The 20,947-nt window shown below is 65.3% G+C and carries 14 protein-coding genes; 12 read left to right on the plus strand and 2 right to left on the minus strand.

Annotation, left to right across the window (positions count from 1 at the left end; all coding sequences use genetic code 11):
* Positions 1-60 precede the first annotated feature (60 nt).
* The 7 genes from FHW83_RS18130 to FHW83_RS18160 all read left to right on the plus strand — a co-directional run bounded on the left by FHW83_RS18130 (position 61) and on the right by FHW83_RS18160 (position 5,904).
* The gene (locus FHW83_RS18130; protein WP_176647743.1) at positions 61-1,446 is read left to right on the plus strand and encodes a replicative DNA helicase; all 1,386 of its coding nucleotides are present in this window, start codon (positions 61-63) and stop codon (positions 1,444-1,446) included.
* A gap of 60 nt (positions 1,447-1,506) precedes the next feature.
* On the plus strand, positions 1,507-2,133 hold the full coding sequence (locus tag FHW83_RS18135; RefSeq protein WP_092274038.1) for a DUF47 domain-containing protein: 627 nt from the start codon (positions 1,507-1,509) through the stop codon (positions 2,131-2,133).
* A gap of 18 nt (positions 2,134-2,151) precedes the next feature.
* Positions 2,152-3,165, plus strand: coding sequence for an inorganic phosphate transporter (locus tag FHW83_RS18140; protein WP_176647744.1), 1,014 nt, complete (start codon positions 2,152-2,154; stop codon positions 3,163-3,165).
* A 97-nt stretch (positions 3,166-3,262) separates the two neighbouring features.
* A complete protein-coding gene (locus tag FHW83_RS18145; RefSeq protein WP_176647745.1) occupies positions 3,263-3,649 on the plus strand; it encodes a hypothetical protein in 387 nt (128 codons plus the stop codon).
* Between the two features lie 61 nt (positions 3,650-3,710).
* Positions 3,711-4,562: a metallophosphoesterase gene (locus tag FHW83_RS18150; protein WP_229224252.1), complete on the plus strand. Its 852-nt coding sequence runs from the start codon at positions 3,711-3,713 to the stop codon at positions 4,560-4,562.
* A 199-nt stretch (positions 4,563-4,761) separates the two neighbouring features.
* Entirely contained in the window at positions 4,762-5,238 is a 477-nt protein-coding gene (locus FHW83_RS18155; protein WP_176647746.1) for a GNAT family N-acetyltransferase, read from the plus strand.
* 96 nt (positions 5,239-5,334) lie between these two features.
* Positions 5,335-5,904 carry a hypothetical protein gene (locus FHW83_RS18160; protein WP_176647747.1) on the plus strand — a complete coding sequence of 190 codons (570 nt, stop codon included), beginning with the start codon at positions 5,335-5,337 and terminating at the stop codon, positions 5,902-5,904.
* Here the strand turns inward: FHW83_RS18160 and FHW83_RS18165 are convergent.
* Positions 5,787-8,105: a GspE/PulE family protein gene (locus FHW83_RS18165; RefSeq protein WP_176647748.1), complete on the minus strand. Its 2,319-nt coding sequence runs from the start codon at positions 8,103-8,105 to the stop codon at positions 5,787-5,789. The genes FHW83_RS18160 and FHW83_RS18165 overlap by 118 nt on opposite strands.
* A 10-nt stretch (positions 8,106-8,115) precedes the next feature.
* Entirely contained in the window at positions 8,116-9,012 is an 897-nt protein-coding gene (locus FHW83_RS18170; protein WP_176647749.1) for an MBL fold metallo-hydrolase, read from the minus strand.
* Positions 9,013-9,232: 220 nt separating this feature from the next.
* Between FHW83_RS18170 and FHW83_RS18175 the strand changes: the two genes are divergently transcribed.
* The 5 genes from FHW83_RS18175 to FHW83_RS18195 all read left to right on the plus strand — a co-directional run bounded on the left by FHW83_RS18175 (position 9,233) and on the right by FHW83_RS18195 (position 20,937).
* Positions 9,233-10,849: an HD domain-containing phosphohydrolase gene (locus FHW83_RS18175; RefSeq protein ID WP_176647750.1), complete on the plus strand. Its 1,617-nt coding sequence runs from the start codon at positions 9,233-9,235 to the stop codon at positions 10,847-10,849.
* The gene (locus tag FHW83_RS18180) at positions 10,849-13,128 is read left to right on the plus strand and encodes a CHASE2 domain-containing protein (RefSeq protein ID WP_176647751.1); all 2,280 of its coding nucleotides are present in this window, start codon (positions 10,849-10,851) and stop codon (positions 13,126-13,128) included. Before FHW83_RS18175 ends, FHW83_RS18180 begins: the two co-directional genes overlap by 1 nt.
* A gap of 197 nt (positions 13,129-13,325) precedes the next feature.
* Positions 13,326-14,909 carry a ShlB/FhaC/HecB family hemolysin secretion/activation protein gene (locus FHW83_RS18185; RefSeq protein ID WP_176647752.1) on the plus strand — a complete coding sequence of 528 codons (1,584 nt, stop codon included), beginning with the start codon at positions 13,326-13,328 and terminating at the stop codon, positions 14,907-14,909.
* Between the two features lie 15 nt (positions 14,910-14,924).
* Positions 14,925-20,096 carry an S-layer family protein gene (locus FHW83_RS30820; protein WP_229224253.1) on the plus strand — a complete coding sequence of 1,724 codons (5,172 nt, stop codon included), beginning with the start codon at positions 14,925-14,927 and terminating at the stop codon, positions 20,094-20,096.
* A complete protein-coding gene (locus tag FHW83_RS18195) occupies positions 20,065-20,937 on the plus strand; it encodes a FecR domain-containing protein (RefSeq protein ID WP_176647753.1) in 873 nt (290 codons plus the stop codon). Before FHW83_RS30820 ends, FHW83_RS18195 begins: the two co-directional genes overlap by 32 nt.
* Positions 20,938-20,947: the final 10 nt, after the last annotated feature.

Below are 20,947 nucleotides of genomic sequence, written 5' to 3' on the forward strand. Positions count from 1 at the left end.
CCCCGGCTTTTTTCTCGTCATAAATTTTGTAGTCCGGCACAAGCAGGTATAATTCGCGCCATGAACGCCCCCTCCGATCCGCAAGTCGAGTCGCTCCGCGTCCCGCCGCATTCCATCGAAGCAGAACAGTCCGTCATTGGCGGCCTGCTGCGCGATAACGCCGCGTTCGACCGCATCGCCGACATGATGCAGCCGGAAGACTTCTACCGCTACGACCACCGCATCATCTTCGAACAGATCGTGCGCATGATCAACTCGTCCAAGCCGGCCGACGTGATCACCGTGTTCGAGAACCTGACACAGCTGGGCAAGGCCGAGGACGTCGGCGGCCTGGCCTACCTCAACGCCATGGCGCAGAACACGCCGTCGGCGGCCAACATCCGCCGCTACGCCGAGATCGTGCGCGACCGCTCGGTGCTGCGCCAGCTGATCACCGTGGCCGACGACATCTCCGGCCAGGCCTTCAGCCCGCAGGGCAAGGAAACCAAGGAAATCCTGGACGAGGCCGAGTCGCGCATCTTCGCCATCGCCGAGCAGGGCGCGCGCGGCGCCGCCGGCTGGCTGGCGGTGCAGCCGCTGCTGACCCAGGTGGTCGAGCGCATCGACGAGTTGTACTCGCGCGACAACCAGTCCGAGATCACCGGCGTGCCGACCGGCTTCATCGACCTCGACCGCATGACTTCCGGCCTGCAGCCGGGCGACCTGGTGATCGTGGCCGGCCGCCCGTCGATGGGCAAGACCGCGTTCTCGGTCAACATCGGCGAGAACGTGGCGATCGAGGCCGGCCTGCCGGTGGCCGTGTTCTCGATGGAGATGGGCGGCGCCCAGCTGGCCATGCGTATGCTGGGTTCGGTTGGTCAGCTGGACCAGCACCGCCTGCGGACCGGCCGCCTGAACGACGAGGACTGGCCGCGCCTGACGCACGCCATCCAGAAGATGAACGACGCCCAGTTGTTCATCGACGAAACCCCGGCCCTGAACCCGATCGAGATGCGCGCGCGCGCGCGCCGCCTGGCGCGCCAGTGCGGCAAGCTCGGCCTGATCATCGTCGACTACCTGCAGCTGATGCAGGGTTCCAAGGCCGGCGACAACCGCGCCTCCGAGATCTCGGAGATCTCGCGCTCGCTCAAGGGCCTGGCCAAGGAGCTGGGCTGCCCGGTGATCGCCCTGTCGCAGCTGAACCGCTCGCTGGAGCAACGCCCCAACAAGCGTCCCGTCATGTCCGACCTGCGCGAATCGGGCGCTATCGAGCAGGACGCGGACGTCATCATCTTCCTGTATCGCGACGAGGTCTACAACCCGGACTCGCCCGATAAGGGAACGGCCGAGATCATCATCGGTAAGCAGCGTAACGGCCCGATCGGCGCGGTACGTCTGACCTGGATCGGCCAGTACACCAAGTTTGGCAATTACGTCGGTAACCTGTCTATCTACCAGGGCGACTAATCCTTGCGCCGGCCCGACCCATGGCTGGCGATCTGCAGTAGTAATAAAACGGAGAAAAATATGTTTGGACGTTTGATGCCCACCGAGGGCAAATTCTTTGACCTGTTTAATCAGCACGCCGAGCTGTGCGTCAAAGGCGCGAAAGAAATGGTGGGCCTGATGTCCAATTTCGACGACCTGGAAAACCGCGTGCACGCGATCGAAAGCATCGAGAAGCAAGCCGACAAGATCACCTACCAGACCGTCGACATGCTGCACAAGACCTTCATCACGCCGATCGACCGCGACGACATCCACAAGCTGATCACCCGCCAGGACGACATCCTGGACCTGCTGGAGGACGCGGCCCAGACCGTGTCGCTGTACGACCTGCACTCGGTCACGCCGGAAGCCAAGCGCCTGGCCGAGCTGGTGCTGGCCTGCACCGAGAAGCTGAAGGAAGCGGTGTCGATGCTGCACAATATGGACAACTCGCGCCAGATCGTCTCCATCTGCGAAGAGATCGACCGCCTGGAATCGGACGCCGACCACGTGATGCGCGCCGCCATGTCCAAGCTGTTCCGCGACGAGCCGGACGTGCGCAACCTGATCAAGATGAAGGCCATCTACGAAATCCTGGAAACCGTGACCGACCGTTGCGAAGATGTGGCCAACATCATCGAAGGCATCATCGTCGAAAACGCATAATTACAAAGACGAGTACCCATGCAAACCCTACAAATCAGTATCTACGTGCTGGGCATGCTGATCGCCCTGGCGCTGATATTTGACTTCATGAACGGCTTCCATGACGCCGCCAACGCGATCGCCACCGTGGTCTCGACCGGCGTGCTCAAGCCGCAAACCGCCGTCGCCATGGCGGCCCTGTTCAACTTCGTCGCCATCTTCGTGTTCCACCAGCTGACCGTGGCGGCCACGGTGGGCAAGGGCACCATCGATCCGGGCGTGGTCGACCAGTACGTCATCTTTGGCGCGCTGGTGGGCGCCATCGTGTGGAACATCTTCACCTGGTACTACGGCATCCCGTCGTCGTCGTCGCACGCGCTGATCGGCGGTCTGGTGGGCGCGGCCGTGGCCAAGAGCGGCACCGGCGCGCTGATCTCGGCCGGCCTGATCAAGACCGTGGTGTTCATCGTGCTGTCGCCGCTGCTGGGCTTCGTGTTCGGCTCGCTGATGATGCTGCTGGTGTCGTGGATCTTCGTGCGCTCGACGCCGCGCCGGGTCGACAAATGGTTCCGCCGCCTGCAGCTGTTCTCGGCCGCATCGTACAGCCTGGGCCACGGCGGCAACGACGCCCAGAAAACCATCGGCATCATCTGGATGCTGCTGATCGCGGCCGGTTACTCGACCGCCGGCGCCAAAGAGCCGCCGCTGTGGGTGATCGTCTCGTGCTACACCGCGATCTCGTTCGGCACCCTGTTTGGCGGCTGGCGCATCGTCAAAACCATGGGTCAGAAGATCACCAAGCTGAAACCGGTGGGCGGCTTCTGCGCCGAGACCGGCGGCGCCATCACCCTGTTCACCGCGACCGCGCTGGGCGTGCCGGTGTCGACCACCCACACCATCACCGGCGCCATCGTCGGCGTCGGTTCGGCGCAAAAGATGTCGGCGGTGCGCTGGGGCGTGGCGGGCAACATCGTGTGGGCGTGGATCTTCACCATCCCGGCCTCGGCCTTCGTGGCCGCGATCGCCTGGTGGATAGGGCATCACATCATGTAAAACCAAAGGGAGCTTCGGCTCCCTTTTTTTCTGGAAGACGCATTTTGCGACTTCAAATTGGCGCGAGTAGAATCGACATTCTTTTGATGAGCGACAGATGATGGCGATGGATTTTGCGGGTTTGATGCAGTTGGCGCAGCGGTCGGCGGCGGTGACCGCGCAGTGCGGTTGCCACGATGCCGCCTTGCTGGCATGGCGGGCCGTTCCGCTGACGCTGGAACTGGATCAGTTCGAGGAAGTGGCCACGCTGGTGGCAGACCCATACACCGAGCCGACCTTTGCCGAATACCACGCCAACGGCACCCGCTACCACAGCGAAGACGCCCCCATCGCGCCGCGCTACTTTCCCTGCAACCGCAGTCACGTCGTACGCTGCGTGAAGTGCGGTCGCCACTACCTGCGCTACACCGAAGCCGGCGGCTACTTCAGCGAAGTGCGCATGCGCGCCCTGCGGCCATCGGTGCTGGCAGACGCCGCTTTATAGCGCATTCGGTGCCGGGATGCGCTATCATCCCGGGTCCGTTTTTTAATCCAGCCCGATCCCCATGAGTCCTCCTCGCAGCAAGCGTTACTCCCGATACCGCCAAGGCCTGGAAGCCGTGATGAACATGGCCACGCTGGGCGGGCTGGTGAGCGCCCTCAGCTACCACTGCGGGCTGCATGGGCGCATGGGCGTCACCCGCTACAGCGTCACGCTGCCGGCCGAGCGCCGCCTGCGCCGACCGCTGAAAATCGGCTTCGCCTCCGATTTCCACGCCGGCCGTCCGACCCATCCGGCCATCTTCGCCGACCTGTTCGCCAAAATCGCCGAGGAGCAGCCCGACGTGCTGCTGCTGGGCGGCGACTACGTCACCGGGCCGGCGCGCAACGCCGCCTTGCTGTGCCCGGGCCTGGCCGCGTGCCAGCCGCCGCTGGGCAAGTTCGCGGTGTTCGGCAACCACGACCTCACCACCGACGACGCGGAGATCGCGCGCCTGTTCGGCGAGGCAGGCGTCACCATGCTGGTCAACCGCGGCGTTGCCTTGCCGGCGCCGTTCGACAGCGTCTCGGTGTGCGGCATGGACGACCCCTGGACCGGCGAGGCGGATGGCGACGCCACCTTTGCCGGCGCCGGCGCCACCCGCATCCTGCTGGTGCACGCGCCGGACGGGCTGCTGATGTTGAACGGCCACCGCTACGATGTCGGTTTCGCCGGCCACACCCACGGCGGCCAGATCGCCCTGCCCAACGGCACGCCGCTGGTGATGCCGCAAGGGCCGCTATCGCGGCCGTTCTACTACGCCCGCTTCCCGGTCACCGGCAATGGCGACCTCATCGTCAGTCGCGGCGTTGGCTGCAGCGGCATCCCGATCCGCATCAACGCCGACCCCGAGCTGGTCATTTGCACCCTGCAATAAATTCGGGGTCAGCTCTGACATTCGGACAAGCGCACCAGATGTTTGATTTAGCTCAATACGAAAATCCTGGCATTTTTGCGTATTGAGCTAAATCAAAGATGAGCGTTCGCTGTCCGAATGTCAGAGCTGACCCCGAATGCTGTGTCTGGCATTACGGCGTGTAAAATGGCCATATACGTGACCTGACTCCGGATTAATCATGACCACGATCCAACTAGCAATGGAAGACCCGGGCGCGGCCGATTCGCTTGCTTTGATGGATGAGCTGTCGACGGCGCTGGAGGCGATTACCGGCGATGGCGGCAGGTCGTCGTTCGATGTCGACGATGTGCGCGGGCCGATGGCCTGTTTCGTGGTCGCGCGCGATCTCAACGGGGCCGCGCTCGGCTGCGGCGCGCTGCGTCCGCTGGAGCCCGGCGTCGCCGAGATCAAGCGCATGTACGCGCGCCACGGCACCAGTGGCGTGGGCAGCGCCGTGCTGCGCTATCTCGAAGAGGAGGCGGTTGCCATGGGGTATCAGGCGATCTGGCTGGAAACGCGGCTGGTCAATCGGCGCGCGGTCGATTTTTACGAGGCGCGCGGCTATACCCGCATCGCCAACTATGGCAAGTACATCGGCAATCCGCTGGCGGTGTGCTTTGAAAAGCAGTTGCCGTCGGTGCTGGAGCTGGCGTAAATAACTTCCTTGCAAGTTTGATGTAAGCCTGATCTTACAAGGTCTTGCGACGGACGCTGCTTTCGTGCGCGCGCTCTGGGGCGCACAATATCTGCCATGAAAATCATAGACCAACGCTACTTGGAGAGCGGCAACCGCTATTCCACCCAACCGTGTTTGCTCAGCATCCTGGAGCTGGATGAGGCGGTCACGCCCGAAGCGACCGAGAAGCTGCAGAAACGCCTGTACAACGTCCTGCCCGGCCTGCGCCGGCTGCGCGGCGTGGTCGGCAAACGCGCCGACGCCGTGCCGCCCCTCGTGGAGCTGGTGCAGCAGACCGCGATCGAATTGCGACGCCTGGTGCTGAACGACGTCGCGATCGGCTTTGTCGGTGTCGTGCCGCGCATGCAGGGACGCTACCGGCTGGTGCTGCCGGCCACGGCCGGCGCGCCCGCGCTGGCGATCGCCACGCAACTGGTCAGCGCCATGCTGGCCGGCCGCTCGTACAACCTGAAAGCCGGCCTGGCCCACCTGCGCGCGCTGGCAGACCGTCGCCGCAAACCGCGCGGTTATTTGATGCACACCGCCCGCACCATCTTGATGTCGGTGATCCCGAGGAGGACTTTCTCGATGCCGTCCATTTTCAGAGTCAGCATGCCGTCCTCCAGCGCGGCGGCCAGTAGTTGAGCCACGCGCGCGTGCTCCTGTAGCAGCTTCTTGACCTTGTCGGTGCCGACCATCAGCTCGTGCAGGCCGACGCGGCCTTTGTAGCCTTTGTTGCACTCGTCGCAGCCGGCCGCGCGGTAGAGCGTGAACTTGCCGTCTTTCGTGTATTGCTGGCGCCAGCGCGCCAGTACCACGGACTTGTCGAGCAGGTCTTCGCAGTATTCAGTCAGCAGGGCGTCCAGCTCGGCCGGCGACGGCTCGTAAGCCTGCTTGCATTTGCCGCACAGGCGCTTGGCCAGGCGTTGCGCCAGAATGCCCAGCAGCGCGTCGGAGAAGTTGAACGGGTCCATGCCCATGTCCAGCAGCCGCACGATGGATTCCGGCGCGCTGTTGGTGTGCAGCGTGGAGAACACCAGGTGGCCGGTCAGCGAGGCTTCGATGCCCATGCTGACGGTCTCCTTGTCGCGCATTTCCCCCACCATGATGATGTCCGGATCGGCGCGCAGGAAGGCCCGCATCACGGTGGCGAAGTCCAGCCCGGCCTTGCGGTTGACCTGCACTTGCCGCAGGCCTTTCTGGGTGATCTCGACCGGATCCTCGGCGGTCCAGATCTTGGTGTCCGGCGTGTTCAGGTAGTTGAGCACGGAGTGCAGGGTGGTGGTCTTGCCGGAGCCGGTCGGGCCGCATACGAAGAACAGGCCGTAGGGCTTGCTGACCGTCTCGCGCAGGCGTTCCAGGTTGAACGGCAGCACGCCCAGCTTGTCGAGCGGGATCGGTTCGCCTGCCGCCAGGATGCGCATGACGATGTCCTCCACCCCGCCCGACGAGGGTATGGTCGCCACCCGCAGTTCGATGTCGAGCGGGCCGTATTTCTTGAACTTGATCTTGCCGTCCTGCGGCTTACGGCGCTCGGAGATGTCGAGGTCGCACATGATCTTCACGCGCGCCACCAGCGCCGCACGGTAGCTGGCCGGGATTTCGATGTAGGGCACCAGCGTGCCATCCTTGCGGAAGCGGATGCCGGTCTTGCCCTTGCCCGGCAGCGGTTCGATGTGGATGTCCGACACGCCCTGGCGGTGGGCGTCCATGATGATCTTGTTGAGCAGCTTGACCAGCTCGTTCTCCACCGCCTCCGACACCTCGCCGGCGCCTTCGCCATCCTCGTCGTAGCTGTCGTCCATGCCGGACAGCAGGTCGCCCACGCTGGCGTTGTCGCCATGGCCGAAGAACAATTCCACCATCTGGCGGAATTCGCGCTGCGAGGTGACACGGTACAGCGGCTTGGCGCGCGGGAAGATCTGCTCGACGATGTGGGTGTGCGCCACCCGCTCGGGATCGAGCGCCACCACCAGCAAGCCGTCCTTGCCGTCCTCCAATGGCAGCCAGCCGGCTTCCTCGACGTACTGGCGCTTGAGGTTCTTCAGCAGCTCCACCGGTTTCAGGCGGTCGGCGCGGAAGTGCTCGTACGGCACGCCGAAATGCCTCTCCAGCGAGACGCCGATGGTGGCCGGCTTGATCTCGTATTCGTCGATCAGCACATCCTCGATGTCGACCGCCCTGGCGCGCGCGCCGCGCGTGGCCAGCTCCAGCTCCTGCGCCGAGATCACCGCCCCGGTCACCAGCCCGTCATACTTGGTGCGTACCATCTGTGGCGGCTTCATGCGCTGCGAGAAGGCCACCGACAAGGTTTCGCACAATTCCTTCACGCCATCCTCGGCGATGCTGGAGAAGGGCACGCGGTCGCGGTTGTTGATGAACTGGACCACGCCCAGCAGCTCGCGCGACTGCACGGCGATCAGCGGCGCCACCAGCATCTGCTTGGTGCGGTAGCCGGTGCGCTGGTCCACGCCCCGCTGGAAGCGCAGCTCGGGCGAGTAGCGCGCCAGCTCGCTCTGGTCGTAGACGTCGGCGATGTTGACGGTCTTGCGCGTCAGCGCCACGTAGCCGGCGATGCTGGCCGGCGTGACCGCCAGCTTGAGGTCGCGGAATGAGGTCAGGCCGGTCTTGACCTTGGAGACGATGTAGTCTTTCTCCTTGTCCATGGCGTACAGCGTGAAGCGGTCGCAGTTGAACAGGTCGCAGAATTCCATGCCCAGGTCGAGCATGATTTCATCGAGGTTGCTGGTGGCGTGGATCTTGGTGGTGACCGCTTGCAACTTCTGAAAAAACGCCAGCCGCAGATCGACGTCGCTAGGTCGTGTGCTGGGGCCGGCGTCATTCATGATCGCTCCGCTAAGTGAGTTGGACTTCCATGCCTTCGTATGCGAGGAAAACCTGCAGATCGCCCAGTAGCGGGGCGTGGCGCGCCATGACTTCGGCAAACACGGCTTCCAGCTCGTCGTCGCCGCGCGTCGGTTCGTGATGGGTGCAGTATAGCGCCTTGGCGCCGGTGCGCAGCGCCAGCGAGAACGCCGAGTCGAAGGTGCCGTGGCCCCAGCCCTGCTTGGCCGGGTACTCCTCGCGCGTGTACGAGCAGTCGACGATCAGGGCGTCGACCCCGCGCACGGTGGCGTCGATGGCGGCGTTGCGCTCGGTCATCCATTGCTCGTAGGCGGCATGCTCGGGGTGGCCGGGCGGATGGATGTTGTAGTGCGGCTCGTGGTCGCCGGTGAAGAACAGCGAGCGGCCGTTGCATTCGATGCGGTAGCCGAGGTCGGTCACCGGGTGGTTCATCACCACGTTGCTGACGGTGGCGTCGCCCACGGCGACCGGCTGGTCCACCTCCAGCGTCTGGTACTCGATGGTGGCGTCCATCTGGGTTTCGCTGACGGGGAAGTAGCTGTTTTGCAGCTGCACCCCCATCACGTGCTCGATGCCGTTGCCGGTCACCGGGTCGGTGACGCCATGCAGCCGCACCCGGCTGCCGGCGATGAACAGCGGCGTGAAGAAGGGCAGGCCGTGGATGTGGTCCCAGTGGCTGTGGGTGATGAAGATGTTGGCGTGGATGGGCTTGGTTTTATTCTGGATCAGCGATTGCGCCAGCGCGAACAGGCCGGTGCCGCCATCGAGGATGATCAGGGTGTCGTTGTCGGTGCGTACTTCGATGCAGGTGGTATTGCCGCCGTAACGCGCCGTCCGCGGACCCGGGGAGGGAATGGAACCCCGGACTCCCCAAAATTTAAATTTCATACGCCATCCCTGATAAACGCCCTTATTGTTGTTAATTTGTTGCTTCGTTACCTAGGCCGATAATAACTTTTTTTTGCAACAAGGGGGAAAAGCCGATGCAAATTCGTCGCATCGCCAATTTCCTGATGTACAACAGCTTGCACTAGAGCTACACTTCCAAACTGCGCTTGCGTCTTGCGCGCCCTTGTGCCTGTCCAAAACGCTGTCTAAAAAAACAACCATGCAAGAGTTGAACCACACCAAAATCGCGGAGCGCCTGGACCAGCTGACCGAGCTCAGCGTCCAGCTCGGCAGCAATCACGACACCGATTCGCTGCTGGAACGCATACTCATGGTTGCCAAGAGCATGACCAATGCGGACGGCGGCACGCTGTACCGTCCCAGCGACGACAAGCGCCACCTGAACTTCCACATCCTGTTCAACGACACCCTCAACATCCGCCAGGGCGGCACCAGCGGCGTGCCGGTGAGCGGGGGCGTGCCGCTGTACGACGACCAGGGCGAGAAAAACCTGTCGGCGGTGGCGGCCTACGCGGCCCACTTCCACCTGTCGGTCAATATCGAGGATGTGTACAAGGCCGATGTGTTCAACTTCTCCGGCATGGTCAAGTTCGACCAGCTGCGCGGCTACCATTCGCAATCGATCCTGACGGTGCCGATGAAAGACCACGAGGGCGAGCTGGTGGGCGTGCTGCAGCTGATTAACGCCAAGGACAAGGAAACCGGCGAGATCCTCGCCTTCAGCCAGACCGACCAGCGCTTCATCGAGGCGCTGGCCGCGCAGGCGGCGGTGGCGCTGACCCATCAGCGTCTGATCATCCAGTTGGAAGAGCTGCTGGAGTCCCTGGTCAACCTGATCAACATCGGCATCGACGACAAGTCGCCGTACACCGGCCGCCACTGCCAGTTCGTGCCCGAGCTGACCATGATGCTGGCCGAGGCCGTGCACAACACCGACAGCGGCCCGCTGGCGGACTTCCGCATGACCGACGCCGACCGCAAGGAGCTGTGGCTGGCCGGCCTGCTGCACGACTGCGGCAAGATCACCACCCCGGTGCACGTGGTGGACAAGGCCACCAAGCTGGAAACCATCGTCGACCGCATCGGCATGATCGACACCCGCTTCGAGGTGCTGCTGCGCGACGCCGAGATCGCCGCCCTCAGGCGCAAGCTGGCGCCGGGCGCCGACAGCGCCGCCATCGACGCGGAGCTGGCGCAACAGCAGGCCACGCTGCGCGAGGAGCGCGAATTCATCCGCGTGGCCAACATCGGCGGCGAGGGCATGAAGCCGGAGGACCAGGAGCGCGTGCGCCAGATCGGCAAGCGCCGCTGGGTCGGCCCGGACGGCGTCGAGCGCGATTTCCTCGACGACGATGAGTTGCTGAACCTGACCATCAAGTTCGGCACCCTGACCGACGCCGAGCGCAAGGAAATCAACAACCACATCGTCATGACCATCAAGATGCTGGAGGCCCTGCCGTGGCCCAAGCACCTGAAGAACGTGCCGGAATACGCCGGCGGCCACCACGAGCGCATGGACGGCAAGGGCTATCCGCGCGGCCTGACCAAGGACCAGATGTCGGTGCAGGCGCGGGTGATGGCGATCGCCGACATCTTCGAGGCGCTGACCGCCCGGGACCGGCCTTACAAGAAGGGCAAGATGCTGTCCGAGTCGCTGCGCATCCTCGGCAACTTCTCGCTCAACGGCCACATCGATCCGGACCTGTTCGACATCTTCATCCGCAACAAAATCTATCTCGAATTCGCCCATAAGAACATGGACGAAAAACAGATCGACGTCATCGACGAAGCCAGGATCCCCGGCTACACGCCCTGATGCGCCTGCTTCCCGCCAAATTCACCAAGGTCGTCGCCAAGTACTGGAAACGCTGGCTGCTGGGCATGCTGATCACCGCCATCGGCGTGGCCTATTCGCTGGCGCTGTTCAGCAACGACACCATCGCCCGCCTCGACAACCTGTGGGCCGGCGAGCGCATGAAGCTGGAGGCGCCCACGCTGGACCAGCGCATCGTGATTGTCGACATCGACGGCAAGTCGCTGACCGAGTTCGGCCGCTTCCCGTGGAGCCGCAACGTGCAGGCCAGCCTGATCTCGCAACTGGTCGACCACTACAAGGTGGCGGCGGTCGGCTACGACATCTCGTTCCCCGAGCCGGACACCTCGTCCGGCTACAACGTGCTGGAGAAACTGTCGAAGACCGAGCTGAGGGACGTGCCGGTGCTGCGCCAGCGGCTGGAGCAGCTCAAGCCGATGATGGATTACGACGGCGTGTTCGCGGCGGCGCTGGCGGGCAAGCCGGTGATCCTCGGCTTCAACCTGTCGCCGGACCAGATCAAGGGCGCGCTGCCCAAGCCGCTGTTTTCAGAGGCCGACCTGAACGGCCGCGAGCTGCTGGCCTACAACGCCCCCGGCTTCGAGGCCAACGTGCCGGTGCTGACGCAGGCTGCGGCCGGCGCCGGCAGCTTCTCGGTGGTGACCGACCCGGACGGCATCGTCCGCAGCGCCTACCTGATCCAGCAGGTCGGCGAGCATTACTACCCCTCGCTGTCGCTGGCCACCGCCTCGCTGTACCTGAAGGCGCTGGCGGTCAAGCCGCTGATGACGGAAACCGCCGACCAGCTGTCGCAAAACCAGCTCGACAGCGGCGGCTACGACGCCCTGACCATCCTGCTGCCGGGGCGCAAGCAGCGTGTGATCCCGGTGGGCGAGGCGATGAGCACGGTGGTGCAATACCGTGGCCGCGGCGGCCCGCACGGCGGCTCGTTCCGCTACGTGTCGGCGGCCGACGTGCTGACCGGGCGCGCGCCGCAGGACTTGCTGCGGGGCACGGTGGTGCTGATCGGCACCACGGCGCCGGGGCTGGTCGACCTGCGGGCCACGCCGGTCAATCCCGAATATCCCGGGGTGGAGATCCACGCCAACCTGATCAAGTCGATCCTCGACAACCGTTTCAAGTCGCGGCCGTACTGGGCGTTCGTGGCCGAGGCCGGCGAGATCCTGGTGGCCGGCCTGGTGCTCAGCTTCGCGCTGGCGGCGCTGTCGCCGCTGCGCGTGATCCTGCTGGGGAGCGTGGCGCTGGCCGCCGTGGTGGGCCTGAATTACTACCAGTACAGCGGGCAGGACCTGATCTTCAACCTGGCCATGCTGGTGATCGTGATTGTCAGCCTGTTCGTGGTGAACGTGGCGTGGGGCTATTTTGGCGAGGTGCGCCGCAACCGCGGGCTGGTGTCGCGCTTTGGCGAATACGTGGCGCCGGAGCTGGTCGAGCAGATGTCCGAGGATCCCGACCAGTACAACATGGACGGCGAAAGCCGCGAGCTGACCGTGATGTTCGTCGACGTGCGCGGCTTCACCACCATCTCGGAAGGCCTGACGCCGAAGCAGCTGCGCGAATACATCAACCTGTACCTGACGGCCATGTCGGAGGATATCCGCAGCGCCCACCAGGGCACGCTGGACAAGTACATCGGCGACGCCGTGATGGCGTTCTGGGGCGCGCCGGTGGCCTTCAGCGACCACGCCAGCCGCGGCGTCGCCACCTCGCTGCTGATGCAGGCCAGCGCCCAGCGCCTCAACCAGGACTTCCTCGCGCGCGGCTGGCCGGAGCTGAAGATCGGCATCGGCCTCAACACCGGCATGATGCACGTGGGCGACATGGGCTCCAACATCCGCCGCGCCTACACGGTGATGGGCGACGCGGTCAATCTGGGCTCGCGGCTGGAGGGCATCACCAAGGTGTACGGCGTCGGCATCGCGGTGGGCGAGGCGACGCGCGCGGCGGCGCCGGAATTCACTTACCGCGAGCTGGACCTGGTGCGGGTCAAGGGCAAGAACGAGCCGGTCGCCATTTTCGAGCCGATCGCGCTGGCGCGGGACACCGACGAGGCCACCCGGCGCGAGGTCGAGCGCTGGCACGAGGCGCTGGCGGCGGTGCGGGCCCAGCGCTGGGAGGAGGCCTCGGCCATCCTGGCCGAGCTGCGGGGCGTGTCGCCCGGGCGCGGCCTGTACCAGCTGTATCTCGAGCGCATCGACCACTACCGCGCGCACCCGCCGGGCGACGGCTGGGATGGCGTCACCACCTTCGAGACCAAGTAGCGGCGTAACCGGTGGTCAGCGGGTCCATATTGCAACTATTGACACGCAGAAATCCAACACTTGCGGCGGCCACAGCCAAGAACCCGTCTCAGAGGGGTATTGCTATGCTAGCATCGGGGAAAGATTGTTATTGTAAAATAACAAAAATACCAAGATTGTTGACAGTGCCAGCTGCCAAATAAAACAGAGTCCATAACATGAGATACCGCTTAACGCGCCTGCTTGCCGGGTCGCTACTCGCCGCCGCCGTTGCTTCCGCATGGGGCGCGGATGCGACGGATGACAGCGTCATCCGTTTTGAAATTTCCCGCTTCGAAGTCAAGGGCAACACGCTGCTGACCCAGCAGCAGATCGATGCCGTGCTGTCCGGCTACAGCGGCAAGCAGCGCGACTTCGGCGACGTTCAGCGCGCGCTGGAGGCACTGGAGAAAGTCTATCATGATCGCGGCTACAACGTTGTCACGATTGAACTGCCGGAACAGGAGCTGAATGGCGGCGTGGTGGTGTTGCGGGTGGTGGAAACCAAGATCGGACGCGTGTCGGTCAAGAACAACCGGTATTTCGACGAGGCCAATATCCGCCGCAGCCTGCCGGCGCTGCAGGAAGGCCGGTCGCCCAACCTCAAGGCGGTCTCTGCCAACCTGAAGCAAGGCAATGACAATCCGGCCAAGCAGGTCACCATGAAGCTGCAGGGCGGCGAGCAGGCCGACGAGGTCGACGCCGTGCTGGAGGTCAAGGACGAGTCGCCGTGGAAGCTGATGGCCAACGCCGACAACACCGGCACCGAGGCCACCGGCAAGACCCACCTCGGCGTGATCCTGCAGAACGCCAACCTGTTCGGGCGCGACCACCTGGCCTCGCTGCAGTACACCACCTCGGCCGAGGAACCGGGCCGGGTGAAGGTGTACGGCGCCGGCTACCACATTCCGCTGTACGCCAGCGGCGACTCGCTGGACTTCTTCGCCAGCTATTCCAACGTCGACTCGGGCACCATCACGGCCGGCGCCTTCAACCTGGCCGTCAGCGGCAAGGGCGCCGTGTACGGCGCGCGCTACAACCAGGCGCTGGCCAAGCGCGGCGAGCTCGATTCCCACCTGAGCTACGGCGTGGACGTGAAAGCCTTCAAGAACAGCGTGCAGCTGCTGGGCACCGAGCTGGGCAACGACGTCACCGTGCACCCGGTCAGCATCAGCTACCAGGCCAGCGCGCCGATCAAGCTGGGCGAGGCCGGCGCGCAGATCACCCTGTTGCGCAATATCTCCGGCGGCTCCAACGGCGGCCAGGACGCCTTCACGGCCGCGCGCACCGGCGCCAAGGCCGATTACACCATCGTGCGGGTGGCCGGCAGCTTCACCCGCGCCTTCAGCAACGAGTGGCAGGTGCGCGCCATCCTGAATGGCCAGTACTCGCACGACGCGCTGATACCCGGCGAGCAGTTCGGCGCCGGCGGCGCCACCTCGGTGCGCGGCTTCCTCGAGCGGGAAATCTCCAACGATTCCGGCCTCAGCGTCAACCTGGAAGCTTATACGCCGAACCTGTGCTCGCGGGCGGGCTGGAATTGCCGCCTGCTGGGCTTCTACGACAGCGCCTACATCCGTCGCAACAAGGCGCTGCCGGGCGAACTGGACAGCACTTCCATCGCCAGCGCCGGCGTCGGCGCGCGCTTCGTGCTGTCCACGTATGTGAACCTGCAACTGGACTACGGCCATGTCACCAAGGCCGGCGCCACCACCCGCGATGGCGCCAACCGCCTGCACGTGCGCGTGGGCCTGGCTTATTGATTGAAGAAGATACTCATGAAACCGCAAATCCCATACAAGATGCGCCGCAAGGTGCTGGCCGTGGTGGTGGCCGCCGCCTTCAGCACCGCGCAAGCGAACCCGGTCGCCCCGACCGTGGTCCATGGCATGGCTACCTTCAATCAGCAAGGCAGCCTGTACTCGATCACCAACACCCCCAACACCATCATCGACTGGCGCGGCTTCTCGATCGGGGCCGGCGAGATCACCCGCTTCATCCAGCAGAGCGCCGACAGCAAGGTGCTGAACCGCATCACCGGCCAGGACCCGAGCCAGATCCTCGGCTCGCTGCAGTCGAACGGCAAGGTGTTCCTGATCAATCCGAACGGCGTGCTGTTCGGCGCCGGCGCGCGCGTGGACGTCAACGGCCTGGTCGCATCGAGCCTGAACATCTCCAACGCCGACTTCCTGGCGGGCAAGAACAACTTTGACGGCGGCGCCAACGCCGGCAAGGTCAGCAACCAGGGCACGATCACCACCCCGTCGGGCGGGCAGATCTTCCTGATCGCGCCGGCGGTGGAAAACAGCGGCGTCCTCTCCTCGCCGAACGGCGACGTGGTGCTGGCCGCGGGCAGGAGCGTGCAACTGTTCGACTCGGCCGATCCGAACGTGCAGGTGGTGGTGTCGGCGCCGAGCGACCAGGCCGTCAACCTGGGCAGCATTGTCGCGGCCGGCGGCCGCGTGGGCGTGTTCGGCGCGCTGGTCAACCAGCGCGGCAGCATCAACGCCAACAGCGCCGTGCGCGGCGCCAACGGCAAGATCGTGCTCAAGGCCAGCGGCACCACGCTGGTGGAGGCGGGCAGCAGCACCACCGCCACCGGCGCCAACCTCAACACCGGCGGCGACATCGTGCTGCTGGGCGCGCAAGTGGGCGTGACCGGCAACGCGGTGGTGGACGCCAGCGGCGAGGCCGGCGGCGGCAAGGTGCTGATCGGCGGCGACTACCAGGGCAAGAACGCGGCGCTCATGAACGCCCAGTCCACCTACGTGGGCAAGGACGCGGTGATCCGCGCCGACGCCACCGGCGACGGCAATGGCGGCACGGTGGTGGCCTGGTCGCAGGAAGCGACCCGCATGCACGGCGCCATCTCGGCGCGCGCCGCCGGCCACGGCAATGGCGGCCTGGTGGAGACCTCCGGCGATTATCTGGACGTGGCCGGCGCGCGCGTGAACACCAGCGCGGCCAAGGGCAAGACCGGCACCTGGCTGCTGGACCCGTACGACCTCGAGATCGTGACCGGCCGCGGCGGCGACCTGACCGACGCGGCCACCTTCGGCAGCGCCAGCAGCGGCACCACTTCGGTGGGCGCCGATCTGATCTCGGAATCCAGCAGCAACGTGGTGCTGCAGGCCAAGCATGACCTGACCTTCAGTTCCGCCATTTACAACACCAGCAATGTCAGCCTGACGGCGCAGGCCGGCAACGACATCCGGGTCAACGCGCCGATTCACATGACCGGCGACATCAACCTGACCGCCAACGATCCCGCCTTCGCCAGCGGCGTGGGCGGCGTGACGGTGGCCAACCTGGGCGACGGGTATGTGATCAGCACCGGCGGCGGTACGCTGAACATGAAGGGCTCGTATCTGACCGTCAACGGCTGGATCGATGTCAGCGGCGGCAATGCCGACCTGCGCGCCAATGTGGCCAATGGCTACATCACCATGGGCGCCAACAGCCGCATCGACGTGGCGGGCGGCGACGAGGCCCTGATCTCGCTGATAGCCGACAATATGAACCTCAACGGCGCCGGGCACAGCATCGGCAGCGGCGCCGCCGACGGTTTCGATACCATCGCGCTGGCCGGCTACAGCAGCGGCCGCGACATCGTGCTGGGCGGCACGGGCACGGGCAAGCTGGGCCTGAGCGCCACCGGCCTGGCGTCGATTTCCGGCGGCAGCCTGGCGATCGGCCACAGCGGCGCCGGCACGATCACCACCGGCGGCGATGTCAGCCCGAGCGGCGTCAACTACCTGCTGCTGGAGAGCGGCAAGGACATCACGCTGAGCAAGACCATCAGCAACGCCAACCATGTGCGCGTGAGCGTGGATGGCACCGGCACGCTGAGCACCGCCAGCGGCTCCGGCTTCTCCGGCATCACGTCCGTGGCGCTGGTGGGCAACAAGATGAACCTGGCGGGCGCGGTGAACGCCGAAGGCGTCACCATCGATGCCTACGGCAGCTCGGTCGGCATCAGCCTCGGCGCCGAGGTCAGCGGCAAACTCAGCCTGACGCAGGCGGAACTGAAGAACATCAGCGCCGGCTTCATCGACATCGGTTCGGGGGAAACCTACAACGGCGCCATCACGGTGGGCGGCGCGGTCGACCTGAGCAGCGGCAGCGCGGCCGTCGGCCAGCTCAACCTGCGGGGCGGCTCGATTGCCGTGTCCAGCGCACTCAAGGTGCAGGGCGAGCTGAAGCTCACTACCGTGAGCGGCGGCGCCATCAACGGCGCCGGCGCCATCAGCGCCGCCGACCTGGCGGTCAACGGCGGCTCGGTCGCGCTGAGCGGCGCCAACGTCGTCGGCGGCCTGAGCGGTTATGCCAACAATGGCGCGTTCACCTTCAACCAGGCCGGCAATCTGGAAGTCAATGACACCATCAACGCCAGCAGCACGGTCAGCCTGACCGCCACCGGCAACCTCGATATCAACGGCAATGTCAGCGGCGCCAGCGGCATGACGCTCAAGTCGACCGGCGGCAACATCACGCAGGATCTCAGCGTCACGCTGGACACGCCATCGCTGACGGTGACCGCCGCCAAGGCGGTGAGCCTGCCGGGCATCACCAACCACATCGACGCCTTGAGCGCGACCAGCGTCGGCTCGCTGTCGGTGCACAACACCGACGGCATGACCCTCAACGCCATCATCCTGACCGGCACCACCGTCAACGACCAGCTCAGCGTGGAAGCCGGCGGCAACCTGGTGGTAACCGGCCCCGTCAACGTCAACAAGCAGAACGCCAGCCTGCAGGGCACCGGCGTGTCCGGCGGCGGCGTGATCACCGCCGGCGCGCTGAACGCCGTGGCCACCGGCGCCGATGTCAGCCTGACCGGCGCCAACAAGGCCACCGCGGTGGGCGGCTCGGCCAACCAGGGCAACTTCAGCTACAACTCGGGGATGGCGGTCAACCTGAACTCCATCAGCACCGCCGGCACGCTGTCGCTGAGCGGCACCGGCAACATCACCCAGGTCAGCGGCACCAGCGTGCTGGACGCCAGCTCGCTGCTCGTCAGCACGCCGGGCGCGGTCAGCCTGACCGGCGCCACCAACCAGATCGACGCGCTGAGCGCCTCCAGCGTCGGCTCGCTGACTGTGAAGAACATGGGCGCGCTGCAGGTGGACGCGGTCACGCTGACCGGCACCCTGGCGACCGGCGTGGTCGACCTGACCGCCGGCACGCTGACGGTGGCGCACGCCATCGACGGCAAGACGAAACCGGTGCGCCTGACCGGCAACACGGTGGCGATCGAGGCGGCCAGCAGCGCCGGCCTGTTCGAGATCGGCGCCAACACGCTGACGCTGAACGCCGATCTGACCGCCGACATCGCCAGCATCCACCCGCGCACCGCAGGCTACAGCATGTCGATCGGCGGCACGTCGTCGGCCTGCAGCTCCAATTGCCTGGTGGTGGAAAACCTGTGGCACCTGGTGGCGCCAACGCTGGGCCTCGGTTCGACCGACACCGCGCTCAACGTCGGCGACATCATGGTGGAGAGCATCATTGGCGGCGGCGGCACCACCGTGGCCAGCCGCAACAGCAAGACCACGCGCATCGGCCTGCTGAGCAACGGCGGCGCCATCACACAAGGCGCCGTCATCAACGTGCGGGACCTGGGCGTAGAGACCTCGGGCAACATCACGTTGAACAACGCCGGCAACCAGGTGAGCAACCTGGCGGTCAGCCAGGGCGGCAGCGGCGACCTGAGTTTTTCCAATACCGGCACCCTGAGCATCGCCACCCTGCAAGGCGGCACCGGCGGCACCGAGCTGTACAACATCGCCGGCGTGACCAGCGCCGGCGACGTCGTGCTGGACGTGGTGAGCGGCGCCATCGTCAAGGGAGGCGGCACTGTGCCGGGCGGCGTTATCACCGCCAACACGCTGACCATGAACGCGTCGGCGGGCATCGGCAGCTCCTCGACGCCGCTGGCGACCAAGGTGTCCGAGCTGACGGCCACCAATACCGCAGGCAGCGCCAGCACGGCGGTGATCAATATCGCCAACGTCAACAATCCGGCCCATCCGACCATGATGACCGTGCACGACGTGCGCCAGGTAGACGCCGGCGGCGGCAACAACGGCTCCATCACCATCGATAACACCGGTGGCATGACGATCGCCGGCACGGTGGACACGTCCACCGGTTTCATCAAGCTGCAAACGCACAGCCCGCTAGTGATCGATGGCTCGGTGACCAGCAGCTCCGGCGCGATCACGCTGGCGGCCGGCACCGGTTACGGCGCCGACAACAAGATCACCATCGGCAGCTCGGCAGTTGTCAGTTCCAGCGGCGCGGTGACCATGACCGCCAGCGATTACAGCAACCTGGGCGGCTCGGTGACCAGCAATGGCGACCCGGTGTCGCCGACCTTGATTTCGGCGCCAACCCCGACCCCGACCCCGACCCCGACTCCGACCCCGACTCCGACCCCGACCCCGACTCCGGTCGAGCCCACGCCGACGCCGACGCCGACCCCAGTCGAGCCAACGCCAACGCCGACTCCGGTGGAGCCGACGCCAACGCCGACGCCAGTGGAGCCGACCCCGACGCCAACTCCGGTTGAGCCGACCCCAACCCCGACGCCGACGCCAACGCCGACGCCGACGCCGACGCCGACCCCAACCCCGACGCCGCCGGTCTCGGCTGATATCTGCACCATCGCGCCGAACTCGGCGCTTTGCCAGGTGCTGTCGCCTCCGACCGCCTCTGAGCCGGTCAAGCCGGTACAGTTCGCGGCCACCGAAGTCATCAAGACCTTGGCGGCGACCGAGGCTGGCGGCGGCAGCGGTAGCGGCGGCGGCTCGGGTGGCGGATCGAGCTCGGGCGGTTCGGGCATGTCCACCACGCCGGAAGATAAAAAGGCGGCTGACAAAGTCGATGCCGCGAACAATGACAAGACCGGAACCAAAAATGAAACTGTTAAAAAACTGTATTGCAATTAAGGCCCTGATGTTGCTGGCGCTGTGCTGCGCGGCCAGCGCCGGCTGGGCGGCGCAGGTCGCCGGCACCGTGGTGCAGCTGAGCGGTCCCTTGCTGGCCAAGAAGGCGGACGGCGCGGTGCGCATCCTGTCGATGAAATCCGAGGTCGAGAGCGGCGACACGCTGGTGACCGAGAAAAACACCTACGCCATGGTGAAATTCATCGACAACAGCGAAATCACGCTCAAGCCGCAGACCACCTTCAAGGTGGAGAATTTTTCCTTCGACGCCGGCAATCCGGGCGGCGACACCGCCTCGTTCAACCTGGTGAAGGGCGGCCTGCGCTCGGTGACCGGCCTGCTGGGCAAGCGCAACAAGGAAAAGTTCTCGATGAAAACGCCGAGCGCCACCATCGGCATTCGCGGCACCACCTTCATCGTCGAGTGGGTGGAGGCGACGCCGGAGGCGGTGGCGCAGGCTGCCGCGACGCGCCAGGCCTGGCTGATGGCCAGCACCGCCGCGCTGGGCGATGCCGCGCCGGTGCAGCCGCTGATGCTGGCACAGGGACCGTCGCCAGTCAGCCCGGTCATCCCGGGCAGCCCGGGCAGCCCGGGCGGGATGACGCCGGGGCTGTATGTGCAGGTGATCGACGGCATCATCAACCTGAGCAACCAGGGTGGCTCGCTGGTGTTTAACGCCGGGCAGTTCGGCTTCACGCCGAGCTTCAAGGTGCCGCCGATTGTCGTGCCGCAGAACCCGGGCCTGAAATTCAGCCCGCCACCTATATTTAACAGCTCCGTCCCGCAACAGAGCAATGGCGGCGCGCCCGCCAAGTCCAACGCGGTCGACTGCGAAGTCCGCTAAAAACACTTGA

It is taken from the genome of Duganella sp. SG902 (assembly GCF_013376005.1).
GTDB lineage: Bacteria > Pseudomonadota > Gammaproteobacteria > Burkholderiales > Burkholderiaceae_D > Rugamonas.